Below are 15,158 nucleotides of genomic sequence, written 5' to 3'. Positions count from 1 at the left end.
AGCGGACTAGTACTAATGGTTCGAGGACTTAACCAAGTTGAACAAACGGTGTAAAGGCACAAGGATAAATGAAGGCAAAAGCAAGCAATAAGATTCAGTTTTGAGAGACGTAAGTCTCACGTGTTGTGATGATGGCATTGAGGTCACACCTGTTCCCATACCGAACACAGAAGTTAAGCTCAATCGCGCCGAAAGTAGTTGGGGGATCGCTCCCTGCGAGGATAGGGCGTCGCAACGCATCTTGGACGTTTAGCTCAGCTGGGAGAGCACCTGCCTTACAAGCAGGGGGTCACAGGTTCGATCCCTGTAACGTCCATTTGGTCGCATGGTCTAGCTGGTTAGGACGCCTGCCTGTCACGCAGGAGATCACGGGTTCGAGTCCCGTTGTGACCGTCAATATTACGTCATATCATAGGGATATAGTTTAATGGTAGAACAACGGTCTCCAAAACCGTCGGTGGGGGTTCGACTCCCTCTATCCCTGCCATGGCGGATGTGGTGAAGTTGGTTAACACACCGGTTTGTGGTTCCGGCATGCGTGGGTTCGAGTCCCATCATCCGCCCTTCGACGTAATATTTGGGATTTGCCGTTGTGGCGGAACTGGTAGACGCGCTGGACTCAAAATCCAGTTCCCTTTATCGGGAGTGTGGGTTCGATTCCCACCGACGGCATTGTTGCCTTAGGGTAACAGTTGAATGTCAGTGTTTTAAATAGATGTTGCCGTTGTGGCGGAACTGGTAGACGCGCTGGACTCAAAATCCAGTTCCCTTTATCGGGAGTGTGGGTTCGATTCCCACCGACGGCATTGAGATGCTTTGTTTCAAGGGTCTCAGGTATTGTGCGTTCGGGACGTAGCTCAGTTTGGTAGAGCACCTGGTTTGGGACCAGGGGGTCGCAGGTTCGAATCCTGTCGTCCCGATATAAAGTGTTGTGGGCCGGAAGGCCTTTTTTTTTACCCAAAATTTGATTCTTACTTATGGTAGAAGATAGGATTTAACACACTTAACTTAAGCTCCAATTCTTTGTTACACTACTAATAGATAGAGGGAGGTCGTAATGACAAGTAATTCAATCCATAATGAGTCCTATCAGCAATTATTAAATGAATTAACCAAGGATAAGCAAGTGATTGGTGAAAAGATGGTAACCCACGAACCTGGAGTAAAGGTGCGCGATGCAAGTGGAGAAGAGCAGGTCTATGTGAACTGGGACGTTATTCGGCGAGCAGATGAAACCTATTGGTCAGTCCTAGATGGGGATCGAAAGACCTTATATAACATTAGTGATTATTCAGTTTATGACCAGGATGATTCAAACCAGTGGCTGACGGTAGCAGAATGGTTTAAAAAGGATTAGGGAGGAAATATGGTTGCACAAAATTTACGCCGGGTGGTCTATGCTTTTGCAATGGGCGATGCTTTAGGTGGCCCTTATCAATATAAAACTCGAGGAACCTATACTTTCACTGGACAAAGCACGCAACAGTCACCACTTAACGGTAAGTGGAGTGATGATACAAGTATGAGTTTAGCTACCATTAATGCGTTATTTGAGCCCTATAACCTTCAAGTGGTCATGGATAATTATGAACAGTATTATCAACAAGGCAAGTTTACCCCAGAAGGGGAAGCGTTTGGAATGGGAGAACAGACCATTAAGGCTCTAGAAGCTTATCAACAAGGTGGGGCCTTACTCAGAGAAGATGCGGAGACAGCCAATGGAAATGGTGCTTTAATGCGCGTCTGGCCGGTGGCTTTTTATACCATAACGGCTGACCAAACAGTGGAACAAGTTGTTAATGAATTAACTGCCTTAACCCATGGACATGGGCAATCGAAATTGGTTGCTAATATTTGGGTAGCCTTTTTACGTTTGTTGCCACGATTAAAAAATGTAGAACGGGCTTTAGAAATGGCCATTCGTCGGTATAATCGTACACCAGCACTAGTAAACAAGTTACGTATGAATGGGTTAACTTGGTTGGTGATACCAGACGGACAGACAGCAGATGACGTTATACATCAACTTAGAGAATTATCAATAGATGAAGTTCCAAACAGTGGCTACGTAGTTGATACGTTAAAGGCTGTATTTTGGCTTCTTTTACAGGCAACTTCCTTCCAGCAAGCCGTTCAATCAGCAATCAATATCGGTGGTGATACAGATACCATTGCTGCATTAGTAGCTTCAGCAATTGCCTTTGTTTACGATGATTTGCCAACAGCTTGGTTAGATAGCTTGGCCAATAAGAATGTGATTGAGCGTGAATGTTTGTTAGCGGATGCGTCACATAAATTTTCCTAGGTTGAGTCCATATAAAAAGCAGCATCTTAAAGATGCTGCTTTTTATATTACCGTTTTTGATGACGTCTTAAACTAAGATAAGCAAGAATGAAGAGAACATCAAGACCAATTAATCCCAGTATGATACCAAGCTTTAAGCCGGGTGTATGATAGTGCAGGTTAATTGTATTCATGCCGGCATGTGTACGAATACCTAAAAAGCCGTTGTTAACGTTGACTAGTTCTAGTTGTTTATCTTGCCAGCCCTTGCTGTAAGGAATCGTGGTGGCAATAATACGACTAGTAGCGGTCTTAACTTTACCGGATAAATGATTGTTTTGCCATGTTAGTGGGACCGCATGGCTTTGTGCACTTTTGGCTACCTGGTTAAAGGATTGACCGGTTGGCATTGCGCGTACGCTAACATCGAAGGAGTAAGTACCCACTTGACTAAAAGACAGTGGAATAAAAGTTTCCTTATTCACGCCACTAGCAGGCCCTAAGTTAAGGGTAATTGCCTGATGGGGCTGATAAAAGGAAAGATTTTTTTGACTGGTTTGACTAAACTCTGCTGTTTTGTTGTGGTACTTTGCTGTTAGGGTATAGCCACCTAGCTCATTTCCTGCACTAGTCAGATGCTTTTTTGTCCAATTCCACTGATAAGCAGTAGGATTGTATCGTCGATCGATGGGACTTTTAGGATTACGGCTATCTTCTTGGTGACGATAGTCGTAATCAGCTAAGGCGGCTTGGCGGCGTTGAATAAAGTTAGCCGGCTTAAATTGAATATTACGAATTTCCAAATGCAGTTCAGTGTGTTTTAAATTGGCATCAGGACTAAGAAAAATCCCATCATCCATAAGGGCTGGATGGCTATGATAAGTAAAGTGTAAGTTTTTAACCGGTGCTTTTGTTTGGTCAGTGCGAATTCCTGCCGTTTTGACCTGATTTGCGAAATCGCTGTGATCACTTGATGCATTTGTATCTTTTACGACGACACTGTCTGCTAACATTGCTTCACGTTCAGTTGGGTTGGCTTGCTGATACTGTTGAAAACTAACTTGGTGTTTGGGTAGATAAGCTAATGGGAATGCATCCTTGGAAAAAGTTGGTATTTGTCCATTAACCTTTACTAAATTCGCATCAGCATGATAAGAGGCTGGTGCTAAACTCGCATCATTTTCAAAGCGTTGCTGGACGCCTAGGATATTACTGAGTGTATTACGATTATCTAAATTACCTAAGACATCATTTTTGTTAGCACCATTCAGGGCTAGACTGTCGGATAATTGACCAAGCTGACCGTTTTGAATTGACCAGTAACTGCCAATATTATGACTAGGTGCTAAGATTGGCAGATTATTGCCGGGCGCAATGCCTTGTGCGTTACTCAGTTGTTCATCAATTTGAACTCGGTTTAGTGGAGAGGTTGTGGCCGGTATGTTAACTACATCTAGTAACGAACGATAATTTTGTTGGTTTGAGATGAGTGTCTTGACTTCTTGATTACTTAAATAGTCACTTTTTGCAGGGTCAGTGCTCGTCGTATGGTTCTGGCCGGTAATCAAGATAACGTTGAGTACCGTTAATCCGATGAGACAGTAACACTGCCAGATTGGCCGCTGTTTCGTTAAATACATACCTAATAAGGTAGCAAAAAAACTAGCAATTATAAGACCAAAAGGCAGTCGTAAATTAAAGTGACTGCCATAGAAAATAGAGAGGGTGGCCACTACACCTAAGCCTGCTGTGATGACATAATCTTGCCTAATGACCTGCTCGCGGTGGTCATAAACGACGATTATGGTTAGCGCCAAGGGTAATGAAAGCATGAAGACCCAACGGTTAGAGGGCGAACTACCACCATTTAATAAGGCACTGAAAAAAGGCAGACACAGTCCAAAGCCAGCAAGCAACCAAATGGTATTAAATAAACGGTATTGTTTAAAGTGATGCAAGGTAAACACAAGGCCTAATAGTGTGATGGCTGTAAGGCCGCCTGTTAACCAAAAGTCAGGAACGCTGTAGTTGGTTAACAGGTTACTTGGTAGTTTAAGGTAGTAGTAAAGGGGATAGACGGTTAAGCCATTAGCCAGCGGAGAACCAGTGCGGGCAGAGCTAAGAACACCGAAAAAACCTGGAATAAATAAGGGGGCGGCTAGGCAAAAGCCAAGCATGGTACTTAAAATTAAACGCAACTGGTAACTAACTCGGTGCCAGTAATGGTTATAACTAGAACGGAGTACCCAAAAAATAAAGGCACCTATGGCGAGCATAAAGGCAAAGTAATAGTTATTCCAAAGCGTCCACGCTACCATTAGGGTAAAGGGGAGCCATCGCCCACGACGTAAAACCTGATCGAGGCTTACTAAGAGCAGGGGGAAAATAATCAGGGGATTAATGAAGAAAGGGTGTTCGAAAGCCGCAAAGGCAGTGTAGCCTGAAAAAACATAGGTGATCGCGGCTAAGGCATTAATCCAATAATGGCGATTGGGTAAAAAATGCTTGGCAGCAACTAAGAAGGCGCTACCAGCTAAGAATAGCCTTACGACAATCATGACGTTGTAGTAGGTAACGAGTTGCGTGGGTTTAACTAAAGCAACACCATAGGTGAAAATATCACCTATGGTATAGTAAGCGAATGTTTGATAGTAGTCACCACCAAGCCCAAGGTGCCAATCCCATTGACTGGGCCATTGATGGTCAATAATGAGTTGCTTTAAATCATGCTGCCATTGAGCTAGGGCAGGAATATGCTGGGTTATACCATCAGCCTGCCAAACTAAAGAGGTCCCAGTCAGTGCATATGGCAGGAAAATAAAACAGGTGACAAGTAGAAACAATAAGCTGTAGCGCCAGCCCGTTTGTTTCCACCAATAAGATGAGTGTATGGTCATAAAAAAAGCCCCTAAACTGTAAGAATTATGCTCCATTATACCATTGTTATTTCAACTAAAAAAAACCTCAGTGTTAACTTTGCTAACAAATATCTGGCATCTGAGATAATAAAAAGATAGAATAATTAAAATTATGTCATCAATAAGAATGGGAGATAATCATAATGCGGACTGAAACAGATTCATTGGGTTCATTGGACGTCCCAGACGATGCTTACTATGGGATTCACACAATGCGGGCTTTGGATAACTTTTCAATTACGGGTGAACATGCACATCCAGCTTTAATCAAAGCCATATTAGCGATTAAATTGGCGGCGGCTAAAACGAATAAGGCTGCTGGTGATTTATCCGCGCAAGTGGCAGACCCTATTATTGAAGCTATCGAGACCTTGCTAGATCAACCGCTCAATTATGATATGTTTCCGCTTGACCCAATCCAGGGGGGTGCTGGAACGAGCATGAATATGAATGTTAACGAAGTGGTGGCCAACCTAGCTTTGGAGCTACAGGGCCGTAATCGCGGAGATTATCATGTTATTCACCCTAATGACCATGTTAATCATAGTCAAAGTACGAATGACGTGTTTCCTTCTGCAGGTAAATTGGCCCTGATTCAAAATAGTCAACCGCTGCTAGGCGAACTACAGAGTTTGATTACTGCTTTAGGTCAGAAAGCAGATGAATTTGCGACCATTTATAAAATGGGACGCACACAACTGCAGGATGCCGTACCGATGACCTTAGGTAATTCCTTTCATGCCTATCTAAAGCCCCTACGACGTGATATGGAACGGATTGAAGAGGCCGTAGCCGCGCTACATGTTTTAAATTTAGGGGGGTCAGCTATTGGTTCAGGAATTAATGTGTCATATTACTATCAAAGTCACATTATTCCGGAATTAAGTCAGCTAACGGGTTTACAATTAACGCAGGCTTCTGATCTTTTTGATGCTACACAAAATCTGGATAGCTTCTTGGCCCTGTCAGCAGCCTTGAAATCACTGGCCGTTAATTTATCCAAGATCGCAAACGATCTTCGTCTATTAAGTTCGGGTCCTCGGTCGGGCTTAAATGAAATTAACCTACCAGCTAAACAGGCAGGAAGTTCAATCATGCCAGGTAAGGTTAATCCGGTCATTCCAGAGGTCGTAAATCAAGTGGCTTATGAGGTCATTGGTAACGATGCAACCGTTACAGCAACAGTTGAAGCCGGACAATTAGAACTTAATGCCTTTGAACCGGTAATGTTATATCGTCTATTTGCTTCGCTTGATCATTTGACGGCGGCCATGGCAACCTTGCGCAAGAATGCGATACAAGGGATTAGTCCCAATCGTGATCAGCTTCACCGAGACATTGATTTATCAGCATCATTTGCGACTGCCATGGCTAACAGTATTGGATATCAAGCAGCCGCAAAGTTGGCCAAGCAAGCCCTAAAAACTGGGCGGCCACTTCGTGACTTAGCTGTGGAATCAGGGCAATTTAGCCAAGCAGAATTAGAGCATATTTTTGCGGTGGCTGAAATTGTTGAGAACGAACGGACGCCTGAACACGGCTTGGTCTTAAAACGTTCCGGCTATACAAGTTAAAGTAGTTAAAAGGGTTTGTCATAGGGACAAACTCTTTTTTTAGGTAAAAAAATGAAAAGACATATGTAAACGTTTACAAATGGAAAACTTTAAGCTAAAATAAAAGCTGTGCGATAATGATCAAGAAGAGTGAGGAGAAGAGCACTATGGTAAACTTTATCATTGCCAGTCATGGTAAGTTTGCAGAGGGCATCCGCCAATCAGGTGAGATGATCTTTGGAAAGCAAGAACAGGTTCAAGTTGTTACCTTTATGCCTAATGAGGGGCCTGAGGATTTAATGCAACATTTTAATGAAGCATTAGCAAGTTTTGAACCAGAAAGTCAAGTTTTATTCCTGGTTGATTTATGGGGGGGTTCACCCTTTAATGCGGCCAGTCGAATCCAAGCAGAGCATGCTGATCGGATGGCTATTATTACCGGACTAAACTTGCCAATGTTAGTTGAGGCTTTTGGGGCGCGCTTTACGATGGATAAAGCAGCTGATATTGCCCATTATTTGGTCCCAGTTGCAAAGGATGGGGTTAAAACGCTACCCGAAATGCCAGCAGCAGAGGCTAAATCTGATGTTGATGAGACAAAAACAACCTCGGCGGCTAGTCAGCCTATTAGTGGAGATGTAAAGGCAGTTAAGCACTCTGGAAAGCCAACCTTGAAAATTGGCTTAGCACGGATTGACTCCCGGCTCCTCCATGGTCAGGTTGCAACAGCATGGACAAAGTCAGTTCAACCAGACCGAATCATTGTGGTCTCTGATGGTGTATCCAAGGATGATCTACGTAAGACCTTGTTGATCCAGGCGGCTCCAGTGGGCGTAAAGGTGAATGTTATTCCGATTCAAAAATTAATTGATATTTGGGATGACCCTCGCTTTAAGGACACGAAGGCTCTTTTGTTGTTTGAAACACCACAGGATGTTGAAAAGGCAGTTGAGGGTGGCGTCCAGCTAGAAAAGGTTAATATTGGTTCGATGTCACATTCTGAAGGCAAGCGCATGGTTACTAATGCCATTGCTGTTGATGATGCAGACGTAAAGGTCCTAAAGAATCTGCGCGACCATGGAATTAGCTTTGATGTTCGCAAAGTCCCAAGTGATAGTAGCAAGGATATTTTTGACTTATTAAAGGACTAACGCCTTTAGGCAGCTATATAGTGAAATTATTTTTTAGGAATTTTTAGGAGGATAAGCGCATGATTTCAGCGTTTTTCGTGATTTTAGTAGCCTTTTTGGCTGGAATGGATGGAATTTTAGATGAGTTCCAATTCCATCAACCTTTAGTGGCCGCAACCTTGATTGGTTTAGCAAATGGCCACGTGACCGAAGGAATTATTTTGGGTGGTATGTTACAGATGTTAGCCCTAGGCTGGATGAACATCGGGGCCGCCGTGGCACCTGACGCAGCCTTAGCATCCGTTGTATCAGCCTACTTAGTAACTGGACCGGCACAAGTTAACATCCAAGAAGGAATGGCGATTGCGATTCCTTTGGCCGTAGCTGGGCAGGTCTTAACAATAGGTGTCCGTACCATTACGGTGGGACTAGCGCATATTGCTGATAAGCAGGCCGAAAAGGGTAACTTACGTGGTATTGATTTTGTCAATATTGGGGCTTTGATGTTGCAAGGACTTCGGATTGCGATTCCAACTGCCTTTGTCATTGTTCTTGGTGCTGGTCCTGTTAATGCAGCTTTGGATGCCATTCCTGATGTGATTACAAAGGGCTTGGCCGTAGCTGGTGGCTTCATTGTGGTTGTTGGATATGCCATGGTTATTAATATGATGGCAACGCCAAAGTTGTGGCCATTCTTCTTCTTGGGCTTTGCCTTGGCAGCCCTAACCGAATTGAATTTGATTGCTATGGGTATCATTGGTACAGTATTGGCCTTGGTATATCTACAATTAGCGCCAGAATTTAATGATAGTGGTAACGGTGGCAACGGTGGGGGTTCAGCCGGTAGCGGTGATGAGCTTGATGCCATCTTGAATAATTACTAGGACTTGGAGGAAAGAAAAATGAGTGAAGTACAAGAGAAAAATGTACAAGCTGATGGCACCCATCTAACAAAGGGTGATCGGATATCAACTTGGTGGCGGTCAACCTTCCTCCAAGCAGCTTGGAATTACGAACGGATGCAAAACGTTGGTTGGGCCTATGCCATGGTTCCAACAATTAAGCGGCTCTACCAGAGCAAGGATGAGCGGGCAGCGGCGTTAAAGCGTCACCTAGAGTTCTTCAATACCCATCCTTATGTTGCCTCACCAGTATTGGGAGTTGAAATGGCCCTAGAAGAGCAACGGGCCAATGGACAGACTGCCATTGATGATGAAACAATTAACGGTGTTAAAGTTGGAATGATGGGACCGTTAGCTGGAGTTGGTGATCCAATTTGGTGGGGAACTGTTCGGCCGGTCTTAGGCGCTTTCTGTGCTGGAATGGCACAAAGTGGCCAAATTCTTGGTCCTATTATCTTCTTCTTTGCTTGGAATATTGCCCGTATGGCCTTTCTTTGGTATACACAAGAGCTTGGTTACCGTGAAGGAACAAACATCACGGAAAATATGGCCGGTGGTATGATGCAAAAGATTACGACGGGTGCATCTATTCTTGGTATGTTCATCATGGGCGTACTGGTTCCACGTTGGACAACGATGAATTTCCCAATGGTTATTTCTAAGGTGAAGATGCAAGAAGGGGCTTACGTCGATACTAATGCCCTAGCTAAGATGATTAATAGTGGTGACTTAAGTGGTGATCAACTCGCTAAGGTGATTGGTAACATTCAGTCCGGTCAAAATATCGGTCTATGGAAGGTAACAACCTTGCAAGATACATTGAATCAACTGATCCCCGGTTTGGCACCGCTATTGATGATGTTCATTGTATTGTGGCTCTTGCGCAAGAATGTTTCACCAATTACAATTATCTTTGGTTTGTTTGCTGTTGGAATTGCAGCCTATGCACTAGGCATTATGGCTTAACATGCCTTTAAGTGTTTAAACAGATAAAGAGACCCGCGTGAGGAGAAACGGATTGTTGTTTTTCAAGCGCAGGCTCTTTTTTGTTAGTCAAATAAAAAAGGGGATGAAAAGACGTGTCAGAAGTGAAGCAACAACAATATGAATATAGCGCACCAGCTAATGCAGTTATGTCACCAGTTAATATTCGTCCAGGGCGCTTGTTTTATGGAGATAAGGCGCTGGAGTTTCGATCGACAAGTGGTGGTTACATCTTAATTCCTTGGCGTAACGTTGACTACATTAGTTTTGAGATTATATGGGGCTTTTATTATCGTGGCTTCGTGGTTAAAACAACTGAAGGACAACAATTTGAATTCATTGGTGGCCATGGACGGCATGCAAGTACGATTATGCGCAAGTATTTAAAAGCCAAGCAACTTAGACGGCGTAAGAGCGCATTTGAACGAATGAAAATTCGTTGGCAGGCCAAAAAGACAAGCTAGTGAGCAAAGTAAGCAAAAAAGGTTAATGTGGGAAAAAAGAAGGATTACTGGTAAACTTAATACCTGTAGTCTTTTTTAATTTAAACTTAACTAGAGTGAGGAAGTACGGATGGGGAAAAAAGGATATAAGCGGCGTCCTAAAAGGCGTCCTAAGACAACGTTAGGGCTAGTCTTAGTCCTAATCATCACGGTTGCTACGACTGCCGGTTGGATACCAATCCAACACTTGCCTGATGAATTACAGGCATATTTACCTAGGCAAGAGCAAACCTACAAAAAGCTAACCGTTAAAGCGGCAAGGCACCCCGATGAACAGTTAGCGGCTAGTGTTTTGACGCCAGCAGTTAGAGCACAACTGCATAGTCAAAGGATTACCTTTAATGGGGCTGGTGCTTGGTTAATTAATCATAATCAGACTGACTTGCAGGCAAATGTTAGCACAGCGCCCTATGTCCACTTAGCACCTTTAGATGACTTGGGACGGCCAGGCGTTGCCAATGCCCTCTTAAATCGAACAAGCCGACAATATCGTAATCGACAAGAAACTGGAATGGATCGCAAAATTGAGCCCCTGGGCTGGCACCAAGTGAACCTTAGTGGACCCTACCAAGTTTTATATAACCGTGGCCATTCCATCGGTTATGCTCTAGCAGGTCGAATAACTAGTTTTGACGCATCCGAAGCTAACCGGCAAAATATTACCACTCAGACAGCTTGGGCTAACCAAGCATCCAATGGGGATGATCAGAATACAGGGCAAAATTACTATGAAACCCTAGTTCGTCGTGCACAAGATCAGAATAAACTAGTCCGTTATCGGGTAACCCCCGTCTATGACGGATCAGCGTTGTTACCAGCCGGAAATCATTTAGAAGCAAAATCACGCGATGACTCTTTAGAATTTAATGTCTTTATCCCAAATGTTCAGCCAGGTATCACCATAAATTATCAAACGGGGCAAGCTAGTCCTATGAAATAATGCATACAAAGTTTGTGGGTGTGTTACACTTAACTTGTAAATGATTATTTGTTGTAGTGGACTTTTTATTTTTATGGAGGAATTATGATGAAAAAGGAATTTGATCCTTTCAAGCTGATTATGGGAATTCTCTCCCTAATCTTGGCCTACTTTGTGATGACTAGGGTTGGTATTACTGTTCAAGTAATGGTTATCTTGGTTGGTATTTTCATGTTGGTTAATGGTGTAATCCGCTTTATGGGGCGTAACAAGTTACGTAAGTTAGGTATGGATAAAACCGGCTGGTTGACGTTCTCAGCCATTTTGGATATTTTGGTTGGAATTTTGGTATTAGTAATGCCAGACTTTGGCATTGTTTACATTTGGATTTTGTTGACGATTGGTTTGTTCATGGATTCATTGTTTGAGTTGTGGGCAGCACGTTTCGTTAAGGAAAGCAAAGGTTATTACTGGTTTACCATTATCTTTGCGATTATCGGCATTGTTTTGGCCATCATCATGATGTTTAGTCCTGCCTTGGCTTTGACCTTTGGGGTTGCCTTGTTGGGTGCTTACTTCATGGTTTATGGAATTATGGAAGTAGTTGAAGCTTTCTAATGGTTACTTATTAAAATAAAAAGGTCTGCGGCTCATTGTATAATTGAGACGCAGACCTTTTTTATTTACGGGTATATTAGTTGACAAGGTTTAGCAAGGGAGGATAGGAACATGAAAGCAGCAACGATAATTGCCCTAGGTGATTCATTAACCTCTGGTTATGAACCAAATGGGCCTGGAAATGGTGGCTGGCCTAAGTTTGCAAATGCACTTTTTGCTGATCAAGTGTTGAATGAAGGCGTTGCTGGAGCAACCTGGCAAACAGGTAGCCGCAATGATGCTATTTCGTTTGTCCAACGGGTAAAGATTATTGACTGGGCGAAGGCACAAAAAGCAATCTTATTTGGCGGGACGAACGATTATGGACAAAGCTTACCGATTGGGCAATTAAGCGATCAACAGTCAAATACGATGTTAGGAGCAATGAACCAAAGCCTAGCCACTATTTATCAGGCCAATCCAACTATATTGCTTTATGTCCTAACGCCAACTTGGCGTAATCGATTGATGGGGAAAACAGTTGGAGTTGAAGAAGAAGCCAATCAGCAGGGCTTGTTGCTCGTCGACTATGTACAAGCGATTGAAGCATGGGCGCACTATTATCATTTGCCCGTCCTTAACCTCTATCAGACAATGAATATTAATCATTTGAATGCCAAAAGTTGGTTGTTAGACGGTCTGCATCCGACGCCAAGTGGCCATCAACGGCTTGCAAAAACCATTATGGCCTTTGTGCAAACTTACCATTAAGAGGTTTCCATTAAAATTAAGACACAAAAAAAGCCAACCGCAAAGTTGGCTTTTCTTATGGACCCGGGGGGAATCGAACCCTCATCTCCAGAACCGGAATCTAACGTGATATCCATTACACTACGGGTCCAAGCTGATTTAATCAACTAGATAATTATAACTAAGCCCTCGAACAAATGCAAGACTAAATTGAATTAGGTTAAACCTTGCCAAATATTAAGTTTACCTTTATTATAAAGTTATAACAAAAAATAGAAAAGAAAAGGTGAAGAAAATGGCGAGTTCAGAGGGAAAGGCAATCATGGGGCGGAATATTAAGCGCCTCTTGAAGCAACATGGCTTAACGGCTGCTAAGTTAGCAGGAATCCTAGGTGTTTCAACAGCAACAATTTCTGATTGGTCAAATGGCAAAACCTACCCACGAATTGATAAAATTGAAGCAATGGCGGACTATTTTGCAGTATCTAAGTCAGAATTAGTTGAAGATCCCCAAACGGTCAAACCTGAGGTAGCCAGTGACGAACCAGTCTTAATGGCTGCCCACTGGGGCTTAGATATTTCTGGGCTTCCCGATGATGAGCGGCACCGCGTGATTGACCGAGCAAAAGCTTACGTAGAAGGTTTAATTGCTGATTATGAGGATCGCCATGCAGACTAATCGTTACGATGACCTATTAATGGCTGTTGAAGATGATTTGCAGGCAAGGGGATTGGAACCGATTATTTTAGACACTATGCCCCTTAAGGAAAATTCCGGTTTAGCAGGTGTAACCTCTATTAAAGGGGACAAGGTGTATATTTTTATTGATAAGACCTTATCAACTTTTGAAAAGGCAGAAACCTTAGTTGAAGAATACTTTCATGCTCTCTTTGATTTGGGGAACATCTTAGACTATGAAAGTGCCCGCGCCCACAATAATGAAATTAATGCCCGCGAGAATGTGCTAACCTATATGACGTCTTTAGAAGAAATCCAAGCCGTGGCGGCTGACTATCCTGATGAACCCTTAGCAGGATGGATGTTAACGGAACGCTTTGGTTACCCCTTAACATTCTCGGATGAGACCCTTCGCTATTATCAACGGCGAGGAATGCTATAAGTTAAACTAAATATTTCCGCTTGCATTAAAGTTAAACCTAATATATACTAGTCTTAGTCGCCTGGAAAGGAAGTTATCATCTCTCTGGGCTTTTATATTCAACAAGCATTAGGTTTAACTGAATTGCTGAGGAGGAAAAGAGATGCAAAGTTTATATGCTGGATTTGTTTTCTTGGGCATGTTTGTCATCACAATCTTAACTTTAAAAATTATCGTAACAGGAACAGCAAGGCTGGTCTTTTATCTTTATCAACTAATAAATCACCGGTTAAAAGGAGTTCGTCGTCATACAACATCATGGGCAGGATTACCACATAAGTAGGAGCCCTATTCCTTTATATTAGAATTCTATTGAGGGGCTAGCCAAGAGAAATAGTTGCCTTAAGCGCCTGATGTTATAGTTTGCGAAAAGTTAAACAAAGTCGTATAATAATACCTGTAAATAACTTTACGCAAAAATGTATTTCTGGGAGGAATCATTAATAATGACAGTTAAAGTTGGTATCAATGGATTCGGACGTATCGGTCGTTTGGCTTTCCGCCGTATCTTTGAATTGCAAGACACAGCTGACGACATCGAGGTTGTTGCCATTAACGATTTGACAAGTCCTGCTATGTTAGCTTACTTGTTGAAGCATGACTCAACACACGGTACTTTGGATGCAGATGTTTCTGCTGATGAAGACGGTATTATCGTTAACGGTAAGAAGTACCATGTTTACGCAGAGCGTAACGCTGCTGATTTGAAGTGGGTTGAAAATGATGGTGTTGAAATCGTCTTGGAGTCTACTGGATTCTATACTTCAAAGGAAAAGGCACAAGCTCACTTGGATGCCGGTGCTAAGAAGGTCTTAGTATCAGCTCCAGCTGGTGATGTTCCTACTGTTGTTTACGGTGTCAACCAAGACATCTTGAAGCCAGAAGATCGGATTGTTTCTGCTGGTTCATGTACAACACAATCATTGGCTCCATTGGCTAATGCATTGAACGAAGAATTTGGAATTGAAGTTGGTACAATGACGACAATTCACGCCTTCACTGCTACGCAAGCTATCTTGGATGGCCCTCGTGGTAAGAAGGCTCGTAACAACCGTGCCGCTTCTGTTAACACGATTCCTCATTCATCTGGTGCTGCCAAGGCCATTGGTTTGGTATTGCCTGCATTGAATGGTAAGTTGGACGGTCATGCACAACGTGTACAAGTTGTTGATGGTTCAATTACAGAATTGACAACTATTTTGAGCAAGAAGGTTACTGCTGACGAAGTTAACGCAGCGGTTAAGAAGTATCAAAATGATTCATTTGGTTACACAGATGAAGAAATTGTTTCTTCAGATATCATTGGCGACACACACGGTGCTGTCTTTGATCCTTCACAAACTGAAGTATTGACTTCAGGTGATTACCAATTGGTTAAGACTGCTGCTTGGTATGATAACGAATACGGTTTCACTTCAAACATGATCCGTACTTTGTTGCACTTGGCATCAATTTAAT

The 15,158-nt window shown here is 42.9% G+C and carries 15 protein-coding genes, 8 tRNA genes and 1 rRNA gene; 22 read left to right on the top strand and 2 right to left on the bottom strand.

Annotated elements, in window-relative coordinates; translation table 11 throughout:
* The first annotated feature begins 121 nt into the window (after nt 1-121).
* From rrf to G414_RS0102500, 10 genes are all read left to right on the top strand, one after another.
* Nucleotides 122-238 (top strand): 5S ribosomal RNA (rrf, locus tag G414_RS0102545).
* Nucleotides 239-243: 5 nt separating this feature from the next.
* Nucleotides 244-316, top strand: a tRNA-Val gene (locus G414_RS0102540).
* 3 nt (nt 317-319) lie between these two features.
* A tRNA-Asp gene (locus tag G414_RS0102535) sits at nt 320-393 on the top strand.
* A gap of 20 nt (nt 394-413) precedes the next feature.
* Nucleotides 414-487, top strand: a tRNA-Trp gene (locus tag G414_RS0102530).
* Nucleotides 488-489: 2 nt separating this feature from the next.
* A tRNA-His gene (locus G414_RS0102525) sits at nt 490-563 on the top strand.
* Nucleotides 564-586: 23 nt separating this feature from the next.
* Nucleotides 587-672, top strand: a tRNA-Leu gene (locus G414_RS0102520).
* Between the two features lie 48 nt (nt 673-720).
* Nucleotides 721-806 (top strand) — tRNA-Leu (locus G414_RS0102515).
* Nucleotides 807-846: 40 nt separating this feature from the next.
* Nucleotides 847-920 (top strand) — tRNA-Pro (locus tag G414_RS0102510).
* 137 nt (nt 921-1,057) lie between these two features.
* Nucleotides 1,058-1,357 (top strand): hypothetical protein, encoded by a 300-nt coding sequence (locus G414_RS0102505; protein ID WP_022791295.1) that lies wholly within the window; start codon nt 1,058-1,060, stop codon nt 1,355-1,357.
* A gap of 9 nt (nt 1,358-1,366) precedes the next feature.
* Nucleotides 1,367-2,305 carry an ADP-ribosylglycohydrolase family protein gene (locus G414_RS0102500; protein WP_022791294.1) on the top strand — a complete coding sequence of 313 codons (939 nt, stop codon included), beginning with the start codon at nt 1,367-1,369 and terminating at the stop codon, nt 2,303-2,305.
* A gap of 47 nt (nt 2,306-2,352) precedes the next feature.
* Here G414_RS0102500 and G414_RS07145 read toward each other — a convergent pair whose 3' ends face one another.
* Nucleotides 2,353-5,181 (bottom strand): YfhO family protein, encoded by a 2,829-nt coding sequence (locus G414_RS07145; protein ID WP_022791293.1) that lies wholly within the window; start codon nt 5,179-5,181, stop codon nt 2,353-2,355.
* 164 nt (nt 5,182-5,345) lie between these two features.
* Between G414_RS07145 and G414_RS0102490 the strand changes: the two genes are divergently transcribed.
* The 8 genes from G414_RS0102490 to G414_RS0102455 all read left to right on the top strand — a co-directional run bounded on the left by G414_RS0102490 (nt 5,346) and on the right by G414_RS0102455 (nt 12,561).
* A complete protein-coding gene (locus G414_RS0102490) occupies nt 5,346-6,776 on the top strand; it encodes an aspartate ammonia-lyase (protein WP_022791292.1) in 1,431 nt (476 codons plus the stop codon).
* A gap of 146 nt (nt 6,777-6,922) precedes the next feature.
* The gene (locus G414_RS0102485) at nt 6,923-7,906 is read left to right on the top strand and encodes a mannose/fructose/sorbose PTS transporter subunit IIB (RefSeq protein ID WP_022791291.1); all 984 of its coding nucleotides are present in this window, start codon (nt 6,923-6,925) and stop codon (nt 7,904-7,906) included.
* 59 nt (nt 7,907-7,965) lie between these two features.
* The gene (locus tag G414_RS0102480) at nt 7,966-8,769 is read left to right on the top strand and encodes a PTS mannose/fructose/sorbose transporter subunit IIC (RefSeq protein ID WP_022791290.1); all 804 of its coding nucleotides are present in this window, start codon (nt 7,966-7,968) and stop codon (nt 8,767-8,769) included.
* Between the two features lie 18 nt (nt 8,770-8,787).
* Nucleotides 8,788-9,753 carry a PTS system mannose/fructose/sorbose family transporter subunit IID gene (locus G414_RS0102475; RefSeq protein ID WP_022791289.1) on the top strand — a complete coding sequence of 322 codons (966 nt, stop codon included), beginning with the start codon at nt 8,788-8,790 and terminating at the stop codon, nt 9,751-9,753.
* 113 nt (nt 9,754-9,866) lie between these two features.
* A complete protein-coding gene (locus G414_RS0102470) occupies nt 9,867-10,235 on the top strand; it encodes a DUF956 family protein (RefSeq protein ID WP_022791288.1) in 369 nt (122 codons plus the stop codon).
* Between the two features lie 109 nt (nt 10,236-10,344).
* The gene (locus G414_RS07140) at nt 10,345-11,214 is read left to right on the top strand and encodes a DNA/RNA non-specific endonuclease (RefSeq protein WP_022791287.1); all 870 of its coding nucleotides are present in this window, start codon (nt 10,345-10,347) and stop codon (nt 11,212-11,214) included.
* Nucleotides 11,215-11,301: 87 nt separating this feature from the next.
* A complete protein-coding gene (locus tag G414_RS0102460) occupies nt 11,302-11,811 on the top strand; it encodes an HdeD family acid-resistance protein (RefSeq protein ID WP_051125781.1) in 510 nt (169 codons plus the stop codon).
* A 111-nt stretch (nt 11,812-11,922) separates the two neighbouring features.
* Nucleotides 11,923-12,561, top strand: coding sequence for an SGNH/GDSL hydrolase family protein (locus G414_RS0102455; protein ID WP_022791285.1), 639 nt, complete (start codon nt 11,923-11,925; stop codon nt 12,559-12,561).
* Nucleotides 12,562-12,619: 58 nt separating this feature from the next.
* On the opposite strand, the gene G414_RS0102450 is transcribed toward G414_RS0102455, so the two are convergent.
* Nucleotides 12,620-12,691 (bottom strand) — tRNA-Arg (locus G414_RS0102450).
* Nucleotides 12,692-12,835: 144 nt separating this feature from the next.
* Between G414_RS0102450 and G414_RS0102445 the strand changes: the two genes are divergently transcribed.
* The 4 genes from G414_RS0102445 (at nt 12,836) to gap (ending at nt 15,157) form a co-directional block, all read left to right on the top strand.
* Nucleotides 12,836-13,219 (top strand): helix-turn-helix domain-containing protein, encoded by a 384-nt coding sequence (locus tag G414_RS0102445; RefSeq protein ID WP_022791284.1) that lies wholly within the window; start codon nt 12,836-12,838, stop codon nt 13,217-13,219.
* On the top strand, nt 13,209-13,661 hold the full coding sequence (locus G414_RS0102440) for a hypothetical protein (RefSeq protein ID WP_022791283.1): 453 nt from the start codon (nt 13,209-13,211) through the stop codon (nt 13,659-13,661). Before G414_RS0102445 ends, G414_RS0102440 begins: the two co-directional genes overlap by 11 nt.
* A 142-nt stretch (nt 13,662-13,803) precedes the next feature.
* Nucleotides 13,804-13,983, top strand: a complete 180-nt coding sequence (locus G414_RS0102435; RefSeq protein ID WP_022791282.1) for a hypothetical protein — start codon at nt 13,804-13,806, stop codon at nt 13,981-13,983.
* A 163-nt stretch (nt 13,984-14,146) separates the two neighbouring features.
* Nucleotides 14,147-15,157 (top strand): type I glyceraldehyde-3-phosphate dehydrogenase, encoded by a 1,011-nt coding sequence (gap, locus tag G414_RS0102430; RefSeq protein WP_022791281.1) that lies wholly within the window; start codon nt 14,147-14,149, stop codon nt 15,155-15,157.
* The last annotated feature ends 1 nt before the right edge of the window (nt 15,158 follow it).

The organism is Weissella halotolerans DSM 20190 (assembly GCF_000420365.1).
Lineage (GTDB): Bacteria > Bacillota > Bacilli > Lactobacillales > Lactobacillaceae > Weissella > Weissella halotolerans.
Note: the sequence above shows the minus strand (reverse complement) of the source record. Positions and strands in the feature narration are given on the sequence as shown.